This is a genomic window from Paenibacillus sp. Z3-2 (assembly GCF_054161325.1).
This window is the reverse complement of sequence record NZ_CP096397.1, coordinates 2358898-2379286: the sequence shown is the minus strand read 5'-3', so window position 1 is coordinate 2379286 and position 20389 is coordinate 2358898. Positions and strand designations below refer to the sequence as shown.

Annotated in this window: 17 protein-coding genes; all 17 read right to left on the bottom strand. The window is 46.1% G+C overall.

The features are described from left to right. Nucleotides 1-125: 125 nt before the first annotated feature. The 17 genes from M1D71_RS10690 to pyrH all read right to left on the bottom strand — a co-directional run bounded on the left by M1D71_RS10690 (nucleotide 126) and on the right by pyrH (nucleotide 20368). Nucleotides 126-1064, bottom strand: a complete 939-nt coding sequence (locus M1D71_RS10690) for a bifunctional riboflavin kinase/FAD synthetase (protein WP_458126405.1) — start codon at nucleotides 1062-1064, stop codon at nucleotides 126-128. 70 nt (nucleotides 1065-1134) lie between these two features. Continuing rightward, complete coding sequence (truB, locus tag M1D71_RS10685) at nucleotides 1135-2058, bottom strand: tRNA pseudouridine(55) synthase TruB (protein ID WP_458126404.1); 924 nt, start codon at nucleotides 2056-2058, stop codon at nucleotides 1135-1137. Then, nucleotides 2052-3029, bottom strand: a complete 978-nt coding sequence (locus M1D71_RS10680) for a DHH family phosphoesterase (protein WP_458126403.1) — start codon at nucleotides 3027-3029, stop codon at nucleotides 2052-2054. The genes truB and M1D71_RS10680 overlap by 7 nt, the downstream gene beginning before the upstream one ends. 19 nt (nucleotides 3030-3048) lie before the next feature. Next, nucleotides 3049-3408, bottom strand: a complete 360-nt coding sequence (gene rbfA, locus M1D71_RS10675; RefSeq protein WP_458126402.1) for a 30S ribosome-binding factor RbfA — start codon at nucleotides 3406-3408, stop codon at nucleotides 3049-3051. Between the two features lie 25 nt (nucleotides 3409-3433). Next, entirely contained in the window at nucleotides 3434-6019 is a 2586-nt protein-coding gene (gene infB, locus M1D71_RS10670; protein ID WP_458126401.1) for a translation initiation factor IF-2, read from the bottom strand. Further along, nucleotides 6012-6341 (bottom strand): L7Ae/L30e/S12e/Gadd45 family ribosomal protein, encoded by a 330-nt coding sequence (locus M1D71_RS10665; protein WP_017689142.1) that lies wholly within the window; start codon nucleotides 6339-6341, stop codon nucleotides 6012-6014. Before M1D71_RS10665 ends, infB begins: the two co-directional genes overlap by 8 nt. After that, nucleotides 6334-6639 (bottom strand): RNase P modulator RnpM, encoded by a 306-nt coding sequence (gene rnpM, locus M1D71_RS10660; protein ID WP_036609307.1) that lies wholly within the window; start codon nucleotides 6637-6639, stop codon nucleotides 6334-6336. The genes M1D71_RS10665 and rnpM overlap by 8 nt, the downstream gene beginning before the upstream one ends. Nucleotides 6640-6664: 25 nt before the next feature. Then, a complete protein-coding gene (gene nusA / locus M1D71_RS10655; RefSeq protein WP_458126400.1) occupies nucleotides 6665-7762 on the bottom strand; it encodes a transcription termination factor NusA in 1098 nt (365 codons plus the stop codon). Between the two features lie 123 nt (nucleotides 7763-7885). Further along, nucleotides 7886-8347, bottom strand: a complete 462-nt coding sequence (gene rimP, locus M1D71_RS10650) for a ribosome maturation factor RimP (RefSeq protein ID WP_458126399.1) — start codon at nucleotides 8345-8347, stop codon at nucleotides 7886-7888. A 257-nt stretch (nucleotides 8348-8604) separates the two neighbouring features. Next, nucleotides 8605-12924 (bottom strand): PolC-type DNA polymerase III, encoded by a 4320-nt coding sequence (locus tag M1D71_RS10645; protein WP_458126398.1) that lies wholly within the window; start codon nucleotides 12922-12924, stop codon nucleotides 8605-8607. 382 nt (nucleotides 12925-13306) lie between these two features. Further along, the gene (gene proS / locus M1D71_RS10640; protein ID WP_458126397.1) at nucleotides 13307-14761 is read right to left on the bottom strand and encodes a proline--tRNA ligase; all 1455 of its coding nucleotides are present in this window, start codon (nucleotides 14759-14761) and stop codon (nucleotides 13307-13309) included. Between the two features lie 62 nt (nucleotides 14762-14823). Beyond that, entirely contained in the window at nucleotides 14824-16095 is a 1272-nt protein-coding gene (gene rseP, locus M1D71_RS10635) for an RIP metalloprotease RseP (protein WP_145318845.1), read from the bottom strand. Between the two features lie 113 nt (nucleotides 16096-16208). Next, complete coding sequence (locus M1D71_RS10630) at nucleotides 16209-17348, bottom strand: 1-deoxy-D-xylulose-5-phosphate reductoisomerase (protein WP_458126396.1); 1140 nt, start codon at nucleotides 17346-17348, stop codon at nucleotides 16209-16211. Nucleotides 17349-17417: 69 nt separating this feature from the next. Next, on the bottom strand, nucleotides 17418-18212 hold the full coding sequence (locus tag M1D71_RS10625) for a phosphatidate cytidylyltransferase (RefSeq protein ID WP_458126395.1): 795 nt from the start codon (nucleotides 18210-18212) through the stop codon (nucleotides 17418-17420). 16 nt (nucleotides 18213-18228) lie between these two features. Next, nucleotides 18229-18996 carry an isoprenyl transferase gene (locus tag M1D71_RS10620; RefSeq protein ID WP_237175950.1) on the bottom strand — a complete coding sequence of 256 codons (768 nt, stop codon included), beginning with the start codon at nucleotides 18994-18996 and terminating at the stop codon, nucleotides 18229-18231. Between the two features lie 89 nt (nucleotides 18997-19085). Continuing rightward, nucleotides 19086-19640, bottom strand: coding sequence for a ribosome recycling factor (gene frr, locus M1D71_RS10615; RefSeq protein WP_017689152.1), 555 nt, complete (start codon nucleotides 19638-19640; stop codon nucleotides 19086-19088). After that, nucleotides 19640-20368, bottom strand: a complete 729-nt coding sequence (pyrH, locus tag M1D71_RS10610) for a UMP kinase (protein WP_017689153.1) — start codon at nucleotides 20366-20368, stop codon at nucleotides 19640-19642. Before pyrH ends, frr begins: the two co-directional genes overlap by 1 nt. Nucleotides 20369-20389: the final 21 nt, after the last annotated feature.

Sequence of the window (20389 nt, the reverse complement as noted above, 5' to 3'; positions counted from 1 at the left end):
CCTCGTCACCGCCGGTGAGAGCAAGTAACCAAGCCAAGGTTATTGTTGTCCTAAACGACAACGTAGTACAGTATATCATAATTGCCCAGTCAAAGTAAATGTAAACATGCATTAATTCCTAAACCTTAAGATAACAGGCGACCAGCAGTTAATGCATCTTCCCGAATCTGACTAATCAATGCATCAATGGAGTCAAACTTTCGTTCTGCGCGGATATAGTGAACAAGATCAACCTTTAATTCCTGGTCATATAATTGTCCATCAAAATCCAGCAAGTGTACTTCAAATGTAGGTTTCATCCCACTTTCGTGAAACGTAGGTTTCACACCGAGATTCATCACACCATTCAGTTCTTGTTCACCATGCTGCACCCGAACAGCGTAAACACCCTTCGACGGTGTAACGTAATGATCCGTGAGTTCAAGGTTCGCTGTTGGAAATCCAATGGTTCGTCCACGCTTCTCCCCGTGAATGACAGTTCCTCTGATGCTATAAGGTCGACCAAGCCATTGACTGGCCTCATCCATCTCCCCGCGTTTCAACAGGCCACGAATGAGAGAACTGCTCACTTTTTCACCATTTAACAGGAAGGCAGAGACGGTCTCCACCGTCATTTTCCCTTCTCCCAATGTTCGAAGAAGCTGTTCATCTCCTGCTCCCTTGTGACCAAAACGGAAGTCAAAACCAACCACCGCTGTTCGTGTCTGAAGAGGGATCAACAGATCATGTACGAATTGCTGCGGTGTCAGCTGTGAGAATTCTTCATTGAATTCCACCACATAGAGCACATCAACGCCCATTCCTGCCAAGATGTCTTCTTTATCTCTCAAGGGAGTTAAACTACCCTCGTAATCCCCTTTGCGCATAACTTCCTTCGGATGTGGATGAAAGGTCATGACCGCTGCCTGCATGCCCGTTTCGCGCGCAATGCGGACAGCTGATAAAATGACACTTGCATGTCCGAGATGCAGCCCGTCGAATTGACCGATCGCGAGCACTTGGGGAAGTGTGCTCAGCTCAGTCGAATGTAACGTCTGCGGATAGGTTAGCATTACGGTTTTCACAATCATTCACCTGCATTTCACTTGATAGGCCAAGCTTGATCATCACCATGACTCCAAGCCCGAGACCTCTTTATTCCGGCAAAAAGACTTTAACTGCCTTCACCGTTGGTTTTAGTTCATCCCGTTCAAATATCCCCAGAAACGTACCATCCTGAGCGTACAACCGTAATAAACCAGGTTGCTCTACAGGCGGTTCCAGAAGACGTGCAGCCAGTTTCTGACCTTGGAGTGCTCCTTTGGTCTGTTCTTCTCCAACCTTGTGGGCTGGAATAGAAGCAATTGCCTCGTCAACAGGAATCAGCGCATCTGCCAAAGTTCCATCGGCCATAAGTTGTTCCACTTCTTCAATCCGAAGACAACGATCTGCAGAGATACCCGCTGATATCGTACGCTCCAGTCGAACCATGGTTGATGGATATCCGAGTTGTCGGCCGATGTCTACACACAACGTCCGAATATACGTACCTTTTGAACATAAGGCCCGGAAGGATATATCGATGGTATCGCCCTGAGTCTCAATCCCTGTAAGCTCAAGCTCATAGATTGTGACCTCACGGCTCTTACGCTCTACCGTTTTCCCTTCACGAGCAAGTTCATAGAGACGTTTGCCGTCTACCTTTACCGCAGAATACATGGGTGGCACCTGAGAGATCGTGCCCAGGAACTGCTCAAGTACCTGTTGAACCTGTTCCTCTGTTACTGTTACAGTCGTTTCAGATCGTTCAATAACTTCCCCAGTCATGTCCTCTGTGTCTGTAGACAGACCCAATCTGAGCGTTGCCAAGTATTCCTTCGGGAGCTCCTGCATATACTCCACCACGCGTGTTGCCCTTCCGAGACAGAGCGGCAGAACACCAGTAACCTGTGGGTCCAGTGTGCCTGTATGACCAATGCGTTTCATTTTGAGAATACGACGCATTTTGGCCACGACATCATGAGACGTAAATCCCGCCGGTTTATACACCGGAAGTACACCTTCAAATGGTTTTACCATTGTGAATTCACCTGCTTCAGCACTTTTGCCACAATTTCTTCAAGATTGCCTTCCAGGCGACATCCGGCTGCGAGAACATGCCCGCCTCCACCAAAGGTCTGTGCTAACGCAGCAACATCAATTTTGCCAGCCGAACGAAGAGAAACCTTTACGGCATTCTCATTGATGACTTTGAAAAAGATACCAACTTCCACGCCTTGAATATTGCGCGGATAGTTCACTACTCCTTCGAGATCTTCATTAGCTGCTCCGCAAGCCACCATATCACCTGGTGTAATAACGACCCAGGCAATCTTGCCATCATCTGTCATCTGCAGGCTTGATAGTGCTTGATTCAAAATCCGAACTTGTGGAAGAGTCACCTGCTCCAGCAAGGTCTGGGCGAGATAAGGTCCATCCACGCCATGTTCTAGCAATCTGGAAGCTGTTGTCATTACATTTGGACTGGTATTGGCATAGCGGAACCCACCTGTATCCGTAAGCAATCCGGTATAAACTGCCGTGGCGACATCTTTATCCCATGCCACTTGGAACAGATTAAGAAAATCGAATAAAATTTCAGCCGTTGCAGCAGCATCGGACTTAATGATGTTGACTGTACCATACGCGTCATTCGTAGGGTGATGATCAATATTCAAAATAACAGCATCTTCTTCGAGATAATGACGCGTCAAACCTACTCTGGCAAAGTCTGCACAATCCACACAGATAACAGCTTTATATTTTCGCTGCGGTGGTTGTTCGGTCATGTTCACAATGTTGCCGGCTTCCCACAAAAAATGCATGCGCTGCGGGATTTCACCTTCATTAATCATCGTGAATGTCTTGCCCAGACATGACAGCAGCCAGCCCACCGTTACCGTCGAGCTGACTGCGTCACCGTCCGGCTGTACATGCGACACGACCAGGTAATCATCATGCTCCAGCAGAAATTGCTTTCCGGCCTGGAGCGCCTGTTCATAAGTGTGCATTGCCGTCTCCTCTATTCTGTTACTGGGATTCGTTCTTGTCGGAACCAATATCGCCAAGCAGCTTCTCAATTCGGCTACCATAAGCGATCGATTCGTCGATCTTGAATATCAACTCGGGAACATGACGGAATCGAATACGTTTGCCCAGCTCGGAACGCAAAAATCCATTTGCTTTTACCAGTGCTTTGAGCGAGTTATCTTTTTGTTCCTGTTCACCGAAGACACTCAGATAAACTTTGGCTTGCGACAAGTCCCCTGTCACTTCGACTCCCGTTACGGTAATAAAACCGATACGTGGATCTTTCAGTTCAGACTGGATGAGCAGACTCAATTCTTTCTTGATCTGCTCGCCCACTCTACCTGTACGAATCTTAGCCATTGTTGTTCACCTCATGCTTCCTTGCTTATCGTTGTACTGTCTCCATAATGAAGGCTTCAATAACGTCGCCCTCTTTGAGATCATTATATTTATCCAGCGTGATACCACACTCGTAACCTTGGGCTACTTCTTTGGCATCATCTTTGTAACGTTTCAGGGAATCAAGCTTGCCTTCGTAAAGGACGATGCCATCACGAATCAGGCGTGCTTCTGCGGAACGCGTAATTTTACCCGAGGTAACCATACATCCAGCAATGGTACCCACTTTACTGATCGAGAACGTGCTCCGAACTTCAGCATGACCGATAACTTTTTCTTTGTAGATCGGATCAAGCATCCCTTTCATCGCTTGTTCAATTTCTTCGATAACACTGTAGATTACGCGATGCAGACGAATATCTACTTGCTCTTGATCTGCTGTTGCTTTCGCCTGGTTTTCAGGACGTACGTTGAAACCAATCACAATGGCATTGGATGCTGCAGCCAAAATGATGTCGGACTCAGTGATTGCACCAGCGCCGCTATGAATGATCTTCACGCGTACACCTTCAACTTCGATCTTCGCAAGAGAACCTTTCAATGCTTCAACCGAACCTTGTACGTCACCTTTGATAATTACGTTCAGATCTTTGATCTCGCCATCTTTGATGTGCTGGAACAGATCATCCAATGTTACACGAGTATGCGTACCCAGATCGGATTCACGTTGCGTGATCGCACGTTTGTCAGCGATGGAACGCGCTTTGCGCTCATCTTCGAACACCATGAATGGATCTCCCGCACCTGGAACTTCAGTCAGACCTGTGATTTCTACAGGTGTCGAAGGTCCAGCTTCTTTCAAACGGCGTCCTTTGTCATTAACCATCGCGCGAACACGACCGAAGCAGTTACCTGCTACGAAAGCATCTCCGACTTTCAAAGTACCGTGCTGTACGAGGATACGGGCAACTGGGCCACGTCCTTTATCCAGCTCAGCTTCAATCACAGTACCACGGGCACGTTTGTCCGGGTTCGCTTTGTATTCGTTCACTTCTGCAACGAGCAGAATCATTTCAAGCAGACCTTCCAGACCCATTCTTTGTTTCGCTGACACGTTAACAAAGATGGTATCTCCGCCCCACTCTTCCGGAACGAGTTCATAGTTGGTCAATTCTTGTTTCACTTTATCCGGATCGGCACCCGGTTTGTCAATTTTATTGACTGCAACGATAATTGGAAGTCCAGCAGCTTTGGCATGGTTAATGGCCTCAATGGTTTGTGGCATAACACCGTCATCTGCTGCTACGACAATAATCGTCATATCTGTAACCTGTGCACCACGTGCACGCATTGCTGTAAACGCTTCGTGACCCGGAGTATCCAAGAACGTGATCTTTTTGCTGTTGATTTCGACTTGGTATGCACCGATATGTTGCGTGATACCGCCTGCTTCGCCGCCTGTTACATTTGTGGAACGAATAGCATCCAGCAAAGTAGTTTTACCATGGTCAACATGACCCATGATCGTAACTACTGGTGGACGAGCCTGCAAGTCAGCAGCATCATCATTCTCTTCCAGCGTCTCGAAACGGTCATCTTCAAGCACAATCTTCACTTCAACCTCAACACCGAATTCACCTGAAAGCAGAAGGATCGTTTCGATATCAAGCTCTTGGTTGATTGTTGCCATAACACCCATAGCGATGAGCTTTTTGATAACTTCGGAAGCATCCTTATGGAGCAACTTCGCCGTTTCGCCTACAGTCATATCACCACGAACGATGATTTTTTTAGGTGTGTTATCAATTTTCTCACGTTGTTGGTACTGTTGTTGATTTCTGTTGCGGTTGTTCTTACCACCACGGTTCCCACGGAAGTTACCGCCACGATTGTCATCATAACGACGTCCACCGCCACCGCTGTTCGAACGGTTGCCACTGTTATTGTTGTTGCCAGTTGTGCCACCTGGGCCGCTTCTACGTTGGCCTTGTCCTTGGCTCTGACCTTGGCCACCGCTGCGGTTGCCGCCAGTACCTGTATTACCACCGCTGTTAGGTCCTGAAGGTCTTACTTGACCGCCACCACTGTTAGTCGGACGTTGACCCGATCCTTGCGGACGGGACGCTGTACTGCTTTGTCCACCTTGAGCCGGTCTTGGACGGTTAGTTGATTGTCCTCCTTGGCTTGAGCCTTGGGAAGAGTTCGTTCTGTTGCGGCTGTCTTGGCCGCTGGGTCTTTGGGTGCCATTGTTATTGTTGGAATTTGGTCTATTGTTCATACCTACCTGCTTTTCCTGTTGTATTTTTGTTTGTACGGGACTACCGGATGGGTTACTGCTATTCGGCGTGTTCACTCCGCCGGCCGGCTTGTTGCTGTCCACTGTTTTGTCACTGCGTACTGCCGAAGTAGCAACTTGTTTTGCTTCGTTGCCTTGTTTGGAAGCAGCAGTGGATTTTATATCTTTAAAAAATTGTTCCACCTTACCGACTGATCCATTCTCCATGACACTCATATGATTGTTTACGGGAATTTCCAGCTTTTTAAGAATGGTTATAATTTCTTTACTACTCATATTTAGGGACTTCGCATATTCATAAACTCGCAATTTATCCTTGTTTTCCTGTTTACTCAATATACTCCACCTCCGACATTATACCGACTTGCTTGGAGATCATTTTTGCAAACCCTCGATCCGTTACTGCAAGAACAACACGCGTGTCTTTACCGATACTTGAACCTAAACTATCCCGGTCAAATCCGATTAACAGAGGAACCTTATAAGTTCCACATTTATCGCGAAATTTCTTTTGTGTATTGGCTGAGGCGTCGCCCGCAACAATAACCATCTTAGCTTCGGAAGAACGGATCGCTTTAAGTACAATTTCTTCACCTGTTACAAGTTTACCTGCACGCATAGAGAGTCCCAGATAAGACAGCGTTTTAATATTAGTCATGTTCACGCTCCTGTGCTGCTATGAATTCATCCTCAACCGCGATGAAGTCAGCTGCTAATTGCTCGTAAATTTCAGGTGAGACTTTGCCTTTTAACGCCCGATCCAAAGCCCGGTTTTTGAGTGCGAGCTTAAAACAGGACTCTTTGCCGCATAAATAGGCACCACGTCCGGATTTTTTGCCAGTCAAATCGATCAGCACTTCATCCTCTGGCGTTTTAACGATGCGGATCAGCTGCTTTTTGGGCATCATTTCCTGGCATGCCACACATTTGCGCAGCGGCACTTTTTTTGGTTTCATACGTCAGCGCCCCCCGTACTTTACTTTAGTCGACGGAGACGGAATCCTGATGCATTTCAGAAGAAGAATCTTTTTCTCTGCCGAATTCCTGTTCCGCCTGGCTCTCGCTCTTAATGTCGATTTTCCAGCCGGTTAATTTGGCTGCCAATCTGGCATTTTGGCCTTTGATACCAATTGCGAGCGACAGTTGATAGTCCGGAACGATAACCCGAGCCATCTTTTCTTCCTCAAATACATGAACTTCCAATACTTTGGAAGGACTCAGTGCATTAGCAACATATTCGTCTACCTGATCGGAGAAACGAACGATGTCGATTTTTTCACCGCGCAGCTCACCCACAATGGTCTGCACGCGGATTCCCTTAGGACCTACACAAGATCCAACTGGATCAACTTCCTCGTTGCGGGAATGAACCGCAATCTTGGAGCGGAACCCTGCTTCGCGAGCGACGGAGCGAATCTCAACTACACCGTCGAAGATCTCAGGCACTTCCAGTTCAAAGAGACGTTTCAAGAGGCCCGGATGAGTACGGGACAATATGATTTGCGGCCCTTTCGTCGTATTCTCGACCTTGGTGATATACGCCTTAATACGGTCACCATGAACAAACTTCTCGTTCGGCATCAATTCGGTCAGCGGTAAAGCCGCTTCGATTTTGCCCAGATCGATGTAGATATTGCGCAAATCCTGACGCTGCACCACTCCCGTAACGATATCCTCTTCCTTGTCTACGAAAGCGTTGTAGATCAGGCCGCGTTCGGCTTCACGAATCCGCTGGGTCACCACCTGTTTGGCAGTTTGTGCGGCGATACGTCCGAAATCGCGCGGCGTAACTTCAATCTCCGCAATATCTTCCAGCTGGAAGTGTGGGTTGATTTCTCGTGCAGCAGGCAATGAAATTTCGGTACGTGAATCCAGGACTTCTTCCACGATCAATTTACGGGCATACACCCGGATAACTCCCGTATTACGGTTCATATCAACACGCACATTCTGGGCCGTGTTGAAATTCCGCTTGTAGCTGGAAATTAGTGCAGCCTCGATCGCTTCAAACAGCACATCCTTGCTGATCCCTTTTTCCCGTTCCAATTCATTCATTGCTTCAATAAAATCCATACTCATGAATGTTGATCCCCCTTTCAAACATGGCATCTCATACGTAAAACGGCGAAAGGCTCTGAACTCCTGAGCACCTTGCCGTTATCGTGAGATGTGTCTTTTTCATTAATAAAGTGAACAAGGCACTTAAAACAAAATAGCTAGGCGCGCACTGGCAACCTTATCATAGAAAATGGCATGCTGTTTCTTGCCTGCCTCGATCACGAGTTCCCCGTCATCAAAAGAAAGCAGCTTGCCTTCAAATTCCTTCAATCCGTTCACCGGCTCGTAGGTTGTAACAAAAACATTTTTGCCTACGGCTTTGGTAACATCCTCAGGTTTTTTCAGTGGACGCTCCGCACCGGGAGAAGACACTTCAAGGAAATAGATGGTTGGAATCGGATCGTTCTCATCCAGCTTGGCGCTCAGCTTTTCGCTGATCAAGACGCAATCGTCGATGTCGATGCCACCCTCTTTGTCGACATACACCCGCAAAAACCAGTTGCTGCCTTCTTTGACGTATTCGATGTCAACCAGCTCGAAGCCTTGTTCGTTCAAGTAGGGTTGGATCATTTCTTCCACGGTAGATTTAATGTTCGTTGTGCTCAAAACCAATAACCTCCAACTTAGGTTACACCAGCAAAAAAGCACTGGCAGATTATTAAATACCCAAGATTCTTGTATACCAAAGACTAAAGAGTGGGTTTCCCCACTCTTTAGAAATTCGTACTATCTCGTTCACTTCAAAAATTATAACATAGTCTGGTAATAGTGACAAGTAAGCGATGATTCAGACAGTTTACTTACTAATGAAGGAAAAATTACGCATCCCCCACCAATCACTTGTCCATGATTCAAATCTAATACTAGAACAGGGAAAGCTGGTTGCTCTCTGGTAAACCGCGGAAACACCCCATATTCGACAGGAGTTCAACAATCGTCTTACTCGCTTTCGACTTCTGCTGAAAATCTTCCACCGACAGGAATTCACCATGTTCTCTTGCCGCAGCAATATTACGTGCAGCATTGTCTCCGATTCCTGCCAACGCAGAAAACGGAGGGATTAGTGTTTTCCCGTCAACGATAAACTTCGTAGCTTCCGAACGATATAAGTCAATCGGTTTAAGTGAGAATCCGCGCGCTGCCATTTCCAAACCCATTTCAAGGACAGGTAACATGTTTTTCTCTTTCGGAGGTGCCTGGAAACCTAATTGCTCGATCTCTACAATTTTGCGGTAGATCGCCTCATATCCCTGACACATGAGTTCGATATCAATCTCATCCGCTCGAACGGTAAAGTAAGTTGCGTAATATTCAATGGGATGATACAGCTTGAAGAACGCAGTACGTACTGCCGATATAACATAAGCGGCCGCGTGGGCCTTCGGGAACATGTACTGGATTTTGAGACATGAATCGATGTACCATTGAGGCACTTTACAATTCTTCATCTCATCGATCCATTCCTGAGGCAGACCACGCCCTTTACGAACACTCTCCGTAATTTTAAAGGCCAGACTCGCGTCCATACCTGCCTTATAAATCAGGAACAACATGATGTCATCCCGACAACCAATTACCGTCTTGATGTTACATGTTCCATTCTTTATCAGATCCTGAGCATTCCCAAGCCATACACCTGTACCATGGGACAATCCCGAAATCTGAAGTAAATCGGCAAAAGATGTAGGCTGTGACTCAATAAGCATCTGACGAACGAATTTCGTCCCCATCTCCGGTACGCCAAATGTCGCAACAGGGGAGCGAATCTGTTCAGGTGTAACACCCAAAGCCTCGGTTGAGTTAAACATGCTCATGACTTTTGGATCATTCATCGGAATGCTCGTTGGATCAACACCTGTCAAATCCTGCAACATCCGCATCATAGTCGGATCATCGTGCCCCAGAATATCAAGTTTCAGCAAGTTTTCCTCAAAAGCATGATAATCAAAGTGTGTTGTTTTCCACTCCGCATTAACGTCATCTGCCGGGAACTGAACGGGTGTAACATCTTCGACCTCAATATAATCGGGTACCACGACAATACCGCCAGGGTGCTGTCCAGTGCTCCGTTTTACCCCAGTACACCCAGAAGCCAAACGATTCAATTCGGCTCCGCGCCATTTTTTGTGATGTTCTTCCTCATACTTCTTGGCAAAACCAAATGCTGTTTTCTCAGCCACTGTACCAATGGTCCCCGCACGAAAAACACTTTTTTCACTAAACAGTACTTTCGTATAGTTATGAGCATGAGGCTGGTAATCACCAGAGAAGTTCAAGTCAATATCGGGAACTTTATCTCCTTTAAATCCAAGGAAGGTCTCAAACGGTATATCCTGGCCTTCTCCTTTAAGCGTGCCACCACAATCCGGGCATTCTTTCTCGGGAAGGTCAAATCCACTCCGAACACTACCGTCTAGGAACCACTCACTGTGCTTGCATTCTGAATTCACACAAATATAGTGAGCGGGCAATGGATTAACTTCGGATATACCTAGGAATGTAGCCACGACAGAGGAGCCGACCGATCCCCGCGAACCTACAAGATAACCATCCTGATTCGATTTTTTAACCAACCGTTCCGAGATCAGATAGTTGGCAGAGAAACCATATTTAATAATTGGAATCAGTTCTTTCTCTAATCGTGCCACGATTACTTCAGGCAATTCCTCACCATAGATGGACTTGGCAGTGTCATAGCAGGTATTACGAATTTCATCGTCGGCACCTTCCAGAATCGGAGTAAACAGTTTGTCCGGAAACAGCTTAATTTCTTCAAATCGGTCAGACAATTCCACCGTATTCGTAACCACGACTTCGTAAGCTTTATCTTGGCCCAGGAACTGGAACTCTTCCAGCATTTCCTCCGTCGTTCTGAAATGTGCATCCGGTTTCCGTTGATCTTTCAGTGGACTAAATCCTGTAATGCCGTGAATGGTGATATCCCGATATAGTTTGTCACGAGGTTCTAAATAGTGCACATTGCCTGTCGCTATAACCGGCTTACCCAATTTCGACCCGATATCAATGACTTTACGGATCGCTGTTTTGATTTCTTCGGGTGTAGCCACCAACCCTTTATCCACCAAATGCATATACATTGTAAGTGGTTGGATCTCCAATATGTCATAGAACTCGGCGATCTCTTCCGCTTCTTCGAGCGATTTGTTAAGCACCGCTTCAAAGAACTCACCTTTTTCACAACCCGATATAATAACGAGTCCTTCACGCAAATTAATCAGTTTCGACTTGGGAATGCAAGGTACCCGCTTGAAATGTTCCGTATGAGAGAGAGATACCAGTTTATAGAGATTTTTCTTGCCGACTTCATTCAGTGCATAGATTCCGCAATGGAAAGGTCTTGTATTCGACAAGTCGACACCTACATAATCGTTCAGGCGATCAAGCCTCGTTATTCCTTTCATCTGGGCAGCATCATTTAGTAATCCGATCAGTATACCTGCAAGAGCAACCGTATCATCAATGGCCCGGTGATGACTTTCAAGTCCAACTTTATATTTATCCGCCATCGTATTCAGACGGTGGTTCTTATTTTTTGGAAATAATAATCGTGCCAGTTCCAACGTGTCAAGGACAGGGTTAGGAAGCTCTGGCATTCCAATCTGCTTCAGAGAAGCTTGAATAAAGCCCATATCAAAACGTGCATTATGCGCAACAAGTACACCATCTCCGGCAAACTGTACAAACTCTCGGATAACTGGCTCCAGTTCAGGCGCGTCTTTTACCATGTCATCATTAATATTAGTCAATTGCTGAATATTGTAGGGAATGCGTTCATGCGGATTCACAAAAGTCGCATACCGGTCGATTTCTTTACCATCTTGCATCTTAACAGCAGCGATCTCAATAATTTTGTTCTGTGTAACTGAAAGACCTGTAGTCTCGATATCAAATACGATGTATGTCGCTGTTTGGAGATCCAATGGCTGCGGAGCCATTACGACTGCAACGGAGTCATTCACTACATTGGCCTCAAGGCCGTAGATCATTTTAATCCCATTTTTCTTGGCAGCCTTGGAAGCCTCGGGATATACCTGTACACCACCATGATCACTGACAGCAATCGCCTTATGTCCCCACTCAGCTGCCATTTTCACGTATTTGTCGATCGAAGTTACAGCGTCCATCGTACTCATCGTAGAGTGCAAATGGAACTCCACCCGTTTCTCTGGTGCATTATCCTTGCGAGACGGCGGTGCTTTGACTTCAATCAGATCTGAAGGAATCATGGCGAGTTCAGGAATCTGCATAAACCGGTCATACTCTACACGGCCACGCACTTTCACCCATTTACCGTTAGCCAGCAAACTGAGAATTTTAACATCCTCTTTTGTTTTGGCAAACATCTTCATTTGCATGGAGTCCGTGAAGTCAGTCAGATAGAAGGTAAACAACGTATTTCCGTTTCGCAGTTCTTTGCGATCCAGACCAAACACCGAACCTTGAAGGGTGACCTTTTTCTCTTCATCCTGGATTTCCTGCATGGGCACTGCTGGCTCCTTGATATCGTAACCCATCTGCAAACGCAGATCGCCCTGCTCCTCATCCACCGGGATTTCTGTGTCCACTTCACTCATCATCTTCTCGATGACCTCAAGTTCCTCTACACGTTTTTGGGCCTGGAACTGTTCCATCGCCTCTTTATTGCTTGCCACTTCCCCTACTTGCATCTTGATACGAAGAGGTAGATGAAAGTACTTGTCATAGAATTTCGTAATAGCCTGATCAATCTGTTTCTTACGAGCCAATTCCATCGACGTTGCATCACTCATTGTCAGTTGCAGGAGATCCTCTTCACATTCAAAGGTTGTCCGGTTCATCCAACCATTTACAGATGGAATCTCACGTGTAACCCACTCCAGAAACAGATTCCAATATTCACTGACGATATCACCATTTTGTACCTTGTCCGTATATTTGAAGCCAAATGAGATTTTGGCGATATGATTCATCTTCTCCTGAATATGCAGACAAAATGTGCGATAAATTGGAGCGGGTACCAACGTATCCTTCGCAATCAGGATATTCCACTCCCGATTACTGCGATTGGTCTCTACTTGTTCAATCCATCCATCCAAAAAATAGGGCTCTAACAGACCAGCTGGAAGCTCTGCCTGTTTCATCAACAACTCAAACCGTTTTCTCTTCTCTTCGAATCCGCTCATCGTGTTCCTCCTTGTACCCCCTTAAAGCATGAAAAGCCCCTGCATTCAAAAATGTCACCGATCCGAACTCGCACCGACTCATTTTATCCGACAGAAGCTCTCCATTCATTACTCTTACAGTCCGTACGTGCCGTTATATAAATTGAACAAAAAGATATTTACATTTACCACTCCGATAACAGAACAACCTTCCGATCGCTGTTATCCCCAGATTTTTTGATTCCCTTTTACAAAGGGGAAAATCCGGGGATAAAGGCGCAGCGTATGCTTCCGATGTAGCTTTCTTTCAGAAAGCTTTTAGCTCCGCTTCTTCAGGTTATTTCTGTTCTCTACGTTCTCATGTAAATGTTTAGTTCAATGTATATAGTCAGGTTATCCTGACTTAATACGCTCTTGCAAAAACTACCGTGTGTTTTGCCTGTTCACCACAAGCCAGGCACGTATGCTTTTCTTCCGCAGGCTGGAACGGGATGTTCCGGCTTGTTGCACCTGTGACTTCTCTTACTTTATCTTCGCAAGCTTCTGAACCGCACCATCCAGCCAGTGTAAACCCGCGTTTATTTTCCATTAGTTCTTTCATCTCATCAAGTGTATCCACAGAGTAGAAGTTATCCGACATAAATGTCCGAGCACGTTCCAACATATCTACCTGGATCTGTGTCAACATAGACTGAATTTCTTCTACCAGGTTCGCTTGTTCTACCACTTTCTTCTCACCTGTGATGCGTGATACGAGTACACAAACGCCATTTTCCATATCACGTGGACCAATCTCCAGACGGATCGGAACGCCGCGCATCTCGTATTCATTGAATTTCCAACCTGGGCGAACATCACTGCGATCATCCATTTTCACACGGACTCCAGCTTTTTTCAACTCAGTGAACAACTCATCTGCACGTCCCACAACAGCATCACGCGTTTTCGGAGGTCCAATTGGAATCATGACCACTTGCGTCGGTGCTACTTTAGGAGGAAGTACGAGACCACGGTCATCTCCGTGAACCATAATTAAGGCACCGATCAAACGTGTACTTACCCCCCATGAAGTGGTGTAAGCCAGTTCCAGCACATTGTTTCGGCTAAGATACTGGATTTCAAACGCTTTTGCAAAGTTCGTTCCCATGTAGTGTGATGTACCTGCTTGTACAGCACGTCCATCTTTCATCATGGCTTCGATCGAGTACGTATCCACTGCACCCGCAAACTTCTCGGATTTGGTTTTCTGACCCACAATTACAGGGATAGCCAAATACTCTTCAACTACTTCACGATAAATTTCAAGCATTTTCATCGTTTCTTCGCGCGCTTCTTCTTCAGTCTCATGTGCCGTGTGACCTTCTTGCCACAGGAACTCACTTGTGCGAAGGAAAGGCAACGTTCTTTTTTCCCAACGGACCACGTTAGCCCACTGATTGATCAGTACCGGTAGATCCCGATAAGACTGAATCCACTTGGAATACATGTGACCAATAATCGTTTCAGATGTAGGACGGATCGCCAGACGTTCTTCCAGCTTCTCTCCGCCAGCTTCCGTAACCCATGGTAGTTCAGGGTTAAAGCCTTCCACATGCTCTTTTTCCTTTTGGAAGAAACTCTCAGGGATGAACATCGGGAAATACGCATTGCGATGACCCGTTTCCCGGAAACGACGATCTAACTCATCTTTGATATGCTCCCAGATTTCAAATCCGTCTGGTTTGAACACAATACAACCACGTACGGGTGCATAATCCATGAGATCCGCTTTTTTGATAACATCAATATACCAGCGCGAGAAATCCTCACCCTGTGGTGTAATTTCAGTCACGAATTGTTTATCATTTTCCTTTGACATAAGACTCCAGCGTCCTCCCATAACGACTAGCTCTGAATGCTCAGAGCGTAGTCCAACCGTAATTATCCGTTAATTAAACGTAATATATCATTGTATGTTACTGCCAGCATCAAGACAAACAACATCGCAAATCCGATGAAATGTACCATGCCTTCGCGGTTTGGATCAACAGGTCTGCCTCTCAGCGCTTCAATCCCCAAAAATACAAGACGGCTACCGTCAAGTGCAGGTATTGGCAACAGGTTGAAAATTCCAAGATACAGACTCAAAATAGCTGCCCATCTCGTTAACTGCTCAATTCCTTGTTTTGCAATCTGTCCTGTCACTTCAAATGTACGAACCGGACCACCAATATCGTCCATGTTAAATTGATTGATTAAATGTTTGAAACCTTCAAATATCACTTTGGTTGTATCAACCATTGCTACGCCGGATACTGTAAATGTTTCTACAAATCCAACAGATCGGGTAGGTAACGTAGGAACAATTCCCACTTTCCCGCCCTCTTGTCCTTCTACGGTACGTGGAGTAATCGTAATATTAAACGTTTCACTGCCTCGTCGCAGCGTCCACTCCATCGGCTTGTCTTTGGAATCAGCGATCATTGTCACCATTTTTTGTGAATCCGTACCAATAGCAGTACCGTTGATGGTTTCAATAATATCGCCCTTTTGCAGGTTCGCCTGATCGGCTGCCCCACCTTCAAGCACTTCACCAATTTCAAGATTTTTCGGGTTTTCCACCGGAACTCCTGCCATCTGCGCATATACAGCAAACAGCACAAAGGCCAAGATAAAGTTCATCAGGGGTCCCGCAAAAATAGCCAATGCACGCTGCCCAACGGTTTTGCTGCCGAATTGGCGATCTTTCGGTGCAATCTGTGTTTGTTTGCCACGACTCACCAACATGGCTTGGGGGTGTATGCGATACTCCTGGATCTCACCATCTACATCCAGTTGAAGCTTCAGAGCCCTCTCCATATCAATGGAGATGACTTCACCACGTATTACATTTTTACGGTTATCCAACTGATCCAGATAAATCATTTTCACCTGGTCGTCTGCAGATCTTACCGCAATGGTCTGACCTTCCTGGATCTCTACCAGTTCCGGGTCTTCCCCTGCCATCCGTGCATATCCGCCAAAAGGCAACAAACGCAATGTAAACTGGGTCTCGTTTCTTTTATATGAGAACAATTTGGGACCAAAACCGATCGCAAATTCCCGTACAAGAATACCGGCGCGTTTGGCAAAGTAATAATGCCCCCATTCATGAACCGTCACGATGACAAAGAACATGAGCACCGTTAGAAATACCACTTGTATGGTTTCCAATCCCTATCCATCCTCCTTCACGGCACATACCGCAGTCTGTCCCTCTAGATTATCATTATTCTCTGATGTCGCACAAGAGAATCACTTCTTCCATTTTGTTATGAAAAAAGAGATTACAGACTGGATGCGAGCTTACGGCTCTCCAGATCACATCGGGCGATCTCCTGCAGATCAGGCTCGTCCACATTGTGGTGCGCTTCCAGCACAGAAGCAATAATATCTTCTATTTTAAGGAACGAAATCTCTTTACGCAAGAAACGGGCTACAGCAACCTCGTTGGCTGCATTAAATGCCGTTGTTGCGGTTCCTCCCATTTTACCACACTCATACGCCATTCTTAAACATGGGAAGCGTTCCATATCCATCTCGCGGAAATGTAATTTCCCAGCCTGAGCAAGAGACAGACGCTGTGCTGGTGAAGGCAAACGGTCAGGGTAAGTCAATGCATATTGAATGGGAACTCGCATATCCGGATTTCCCAGTTGAGCAATGATGCTGGTGTCATTAAATTCCACATAGGAATGAATTACACTCTCCGGGTGAAGCAATACATCAATCTGATCATAACGAAGACCAAATAACCAATGTGCTTCAATAACCTCAAGTCCTTTGTTCACCATCGTTGCGGAGTCTATCGTTATTTTGGAGCCCATTGACCAATTGGGATGTTTAAGCGCATCCTCTATCGTCACGTTTTTCAACTGTTCACGGGTAAGATCACGAAATGAACCGCCTGAAGCGGTGAGCGTGATCCCTGTCAAACGTTCTCTGTTTTCACCATTTAAGCATTGGTATATAGCAGAGTGTTCACTATCGATGGGCAGTAAAGAAACGCCTTTCGCAGCAGCTCTTGTAGTAACAATATGCCCGGCCGTAACCAGTGTCTCCTTGTTGGCAAGTCCGATATGTTTACCAGCGTCAATAGCTGCAAGCGTTGACTCAAGTCCAACACTCCCTACCACCGCCGTTACAACCGTATCCGCTTCTGTTCCTGCGGCAACTTCTACCAGTCCTTCTGTGCCGTAAAACAGTTGCGTACCTGCAGGCAGATATGGAGCTACCTTCTCCGCCAGTTCTTTAGAGCCCACCGATACTTTCTTCGGTCGGTAACGTTTGGTTTGCTCGATCAGCAGGTCTGTATTGCCTCCCGCAGCCAATCCCTCCACTTGAAAAAGTTCTGGATGCATGTCTACTACATCAAGTGTCTGAGTTCCAACGGAACCAGTCGACCCGAGAATCGCAATTTTTTTCATGCTGCACCTCATCTTTAATTATCCAATGCTACAGTGAACAATGCTGTTATCTCAGACTCATGTTCTTCTTTAGTAGGGCAATAGCATTAGTATATGTACGAATGGAAAAACAACAATCCAGCTGTCGCACCGATCAAGAATGCCTCCATGCCCCGGGAGAAGACTGCCTGAATCCTTGATATTATATACACGTTTGTAAGCAGACTGGATCAAGTCCCCCATCTGACCTACAACTGCGCAGGCAATTCCGATCACGATTGCTCTCTGCCAAGAAAGCAAACCATCTGACACTAACGCAAAAACAACAGAAGTGATAATTGCTATTACAATGCCACCCAATGCACCCTCTACAGTCTTGTTTGGACTGATGGAAGGCCAGAGTTTGTTTTTACCAATCCATTTCCCTACAAAATAAGCCCCTGCATCACTTGCCCATATGGAGCCAAGCAAGAGGAACGTCCAGAACAATCCATGATGCAGGTGTCTGGATTCTGCAATGTAATAGAAACCGATCCCTATATACAGCACGCCAAGAAATAGCATGGCTACTGTATTCACGGGAACCTTATTCTTAGTGACAACCGAAGCTGTCATTAATACAAGCATTACAATCCAGATGACCTGAAATAAGGATAGCGGTCTTGCTTCCCAAAGCATTTCCCAAGGAAACACAATGGCAAAAACACCGGCATATCCAATCAGGGCCACACCTGAAAAAGGCATCACCCCGGTCATTTTTACAAATTCATAATAACCGATGAGAGCCATAAGCAATACCAAACCATGGTACCAGGGTCCGCCCAGCATGCAAAAACCTAAAAACAACACACCTGCTATGATTCCTGTCGTTAATCGCTGTTTCAACGGCTTCATCCTCCATCTATTTCAAACCGCCGTAACGCCTTGTTCTGCGCTGATATTCGGCTATTGCTTCAAGCAAATGCTTTTTGCCAAATTCGGGCCAGTATATATCCGTAAACCATAATTCACTATATGCAAGTTGCCAGAGCATGAAGTTACTCAATCTCAACTCCCCGCTCGTCCGGATCAGCAGATCCGGATCAGGCATGTCAACCGTCAGCATATGTCTATCAATGAGTTCAGGTGTTATATCCTCTGCCGATAGTTCCCCCGATTTCACCTGCAGAGCGATCTGTTTAACACAATCCGTCATCTCGCGACGACTTCCATAGTTCATTGCAAAGTTCAAAACGAGACCAGTATTATGTTCCGTAAGACGAATGGCTTCCCGCAAGGCATTGATGGTATGAGAAGGTAAATGTTCCTCTTGGCCCATCATGCGAATGCGCACATTTTTTTCTATAAGTTCATCCAGCTCAATGGCCAGAAATTCTTGCGGAAGTCGCATCAGAAAATCCACTTCTTCTTTTGGACGCGTCCAGTTTTCTGTCGAAAAAGCGTACATCGTCAGATATTTGATGCCCAGTTCATCCGCCGCGATGGTCGCACGTTTGACCGCCTTCATGCCATTTTGGTGCCCGGCTATACGCGGGAGTCCCAAACGTTTGGCCCATCGTCCATTGCCGTCCATGATAATGGCGACGTGCTGCGGGATATTGTCCTCGGATATAGTCAGCGTTTCCTGCTTGTCAGCCCCATTCCACCACGACCGAACCCGTTTGATCATTCCTGTTCCTCCAAAATCCCTGAAGTTTCTTTATCTGAAGCTTGGAAAAAGAGACAAAACCCCACCGTATTGGAGGGGCTGCGCTTGTCTTACACTTCCATAATTTCTTTTTCTTTGGCAGCAAGTACCTTATCGACTTCAGCAATAAACTTGTCGGTCGATTTTTGGATATCGTCCTGATGTCTCCGGGATTCATCCTCGGAAATGTCTGACTTCTCCATTTTCTTGATGTCATCATTCGCGTCACGGCGAATGTTACGAATCGCTACTTTACCTTCTTCACCGAACTTCTTCGTCAGCTTCACAAGTTCCGCTCTGCGCTCTTCCGTTAATGCCGGAATAGACAGACGGATCATGCTACCATCATTCGCTGGAGTAAGACCCAGATCCGATTTCATGATGGCACGCTCGATATCACCCATGGAAGATTTGTCCCACGGCTGAATCATCAGTGTACGGGAATCCGGAGTACTGATATTAGCGAGTTGATTCAATGGCGTCATTGCTCCATAATACTCTACCTGAATTCGGTCCAGAAGAGCTGGAGTTGCACGGCCTGCACGTAAAGTAGCCAGGTCACGACGCAATGCTTGAATTGCTTTTTCCATACGCTCTTCGGCATGTTGTTTAACCGCTTGTGGCATTAATCTACACTCCCTTTAACGATTGTTCCGATACGTTCGCCCAGAACAACACGTTTGATGTTACCTTGTTCCGTAATGGCAAATACGATCAACGGGATGTTGTTGTCCTTACAAAGCGAGGATGCCGTCGAATCCATTACACCAAGGTCTTTGTTAAGAATATCCATGTAAGTCAACTGATCAAATTTCACAGCTGTACTGTCCTTAAACGGATCTGCTGAGTATACACCATCGACTTTATTCTTGGCCATCAAGATAACTTCTGCTTCAATCTCCGCTGCGCGTAGTGCTGCTGTTGTATCAGTGGAAAAGAACGGGTTACCTGTACCTGCTGCAAAAATAACGACCCGGCCTTTCTCCAGATGACGAATAGCTCTACGACGAATATAAGGCTCTGCAATTTGCTGCATTGCAATAGATGTCTGTACACGTGTAGGTACTTCAATCTGTTCCAAAGCATCCTGCAGTGCCAGCGAGTTCATTACCGTCGCCAGCATACCCATATAATCAGCAGTTGCACGATCGATGCCGTTCTCGCTACCAGCTATTCCACGCCAGATGTTTCCGCCGCCACATACAATAGCAACCTGTACACCAAGTGCAACAACCTCTTTTACCTGTTGGGCAATCGACGAGATCGTGTCTGCATCAATACCGTAGCCGTTTTGACCGGAAAGTGACTCTCCGCTGACCTTTAAGACAACACGTTTAAATACTGGCTGTTCCAATTATTCACCCTCCACTTTGAA

Excerpts from the sequence above, each read along its gene's own strand:
- truB (WP_458126404.1), bottom strand. The coding sequence starts at position 2,058 with ATGGTAAAACCATTTGAAGGTGTACTTCCGGTGTATAAACCGGCGGGA.
- M1D71_RS10680 (WP_458126403.1), bottom strand. The coding sequence starts at position 3,029 with ATGCACACTTATGAACAGGCGCTCCAGGCCGGAAAGCAATTTCTGCTG.
- rbfA (WP_458126402.1), bottom strand. The coding sequence starts at position 3,408 with ATGGCTAAGATTCGTACAGGTAGAGTGGGCGAGCAGATCAAGAAAGAA.
- M1D71_RS10665 (WP_017689142.1), bottom strand. The coding sequence starts at position 6,341 with ATGACTAATATTAAAACGCTGTCTTATCTGGGACTCTCTATGCGTGCA.
- rnpM (WP_036609307.1), bottom strand. The coding sequence starts at position 6,639 with ATGAAACCAAAAAAAGTGCCGCTGCGCAAATGTGTGGCATGCCAGGAA.
- nusA (WP_458126400.1), bottom strand. The coding sequence starts at position 7,762 with ATGAGTATGGATTTTATTGAAGCAATGAATGAATTGGAACGGGAAAAA.
- M1D71_RS10645 (WP_458126398.1), bottom strand. The coding sequence starts at position 12,924 with ATGAGCGGATTCGAAGAGAAGAGAAAACGGTTTGAGTTGTTGATGAAA.
- proS (WP_458126397.1), bottom strand. The coding sequence starts at position 14,761 with ATGTCAAAGGAAAATGATAAACAATTCGTGACTGAAATTACACCACAG.
- M1D71_RS10630 (WP_458126396.1), bottom strand. The coding sequence starts at position 17,348 with ATGAAAAAAATTGCGATTCTCGGGTCGACTGGTTCCGTTGGAACTCAG.
- M1D71_RS10620 (WP_237175950.1), bottom strand. The coding sequence starts at position 18,996 with ATGATCAAACGGGTTCGGTCGTGGTGGAATGGGGCTGACAAGCAGGAA.
- frr (WP_017689152.1), bottom strand. The coding sequence starts at position 19,640 with ATGCCACAAGCGGTTAAACAACATGCCGAAGAGCGTATGGAAAAAGCA.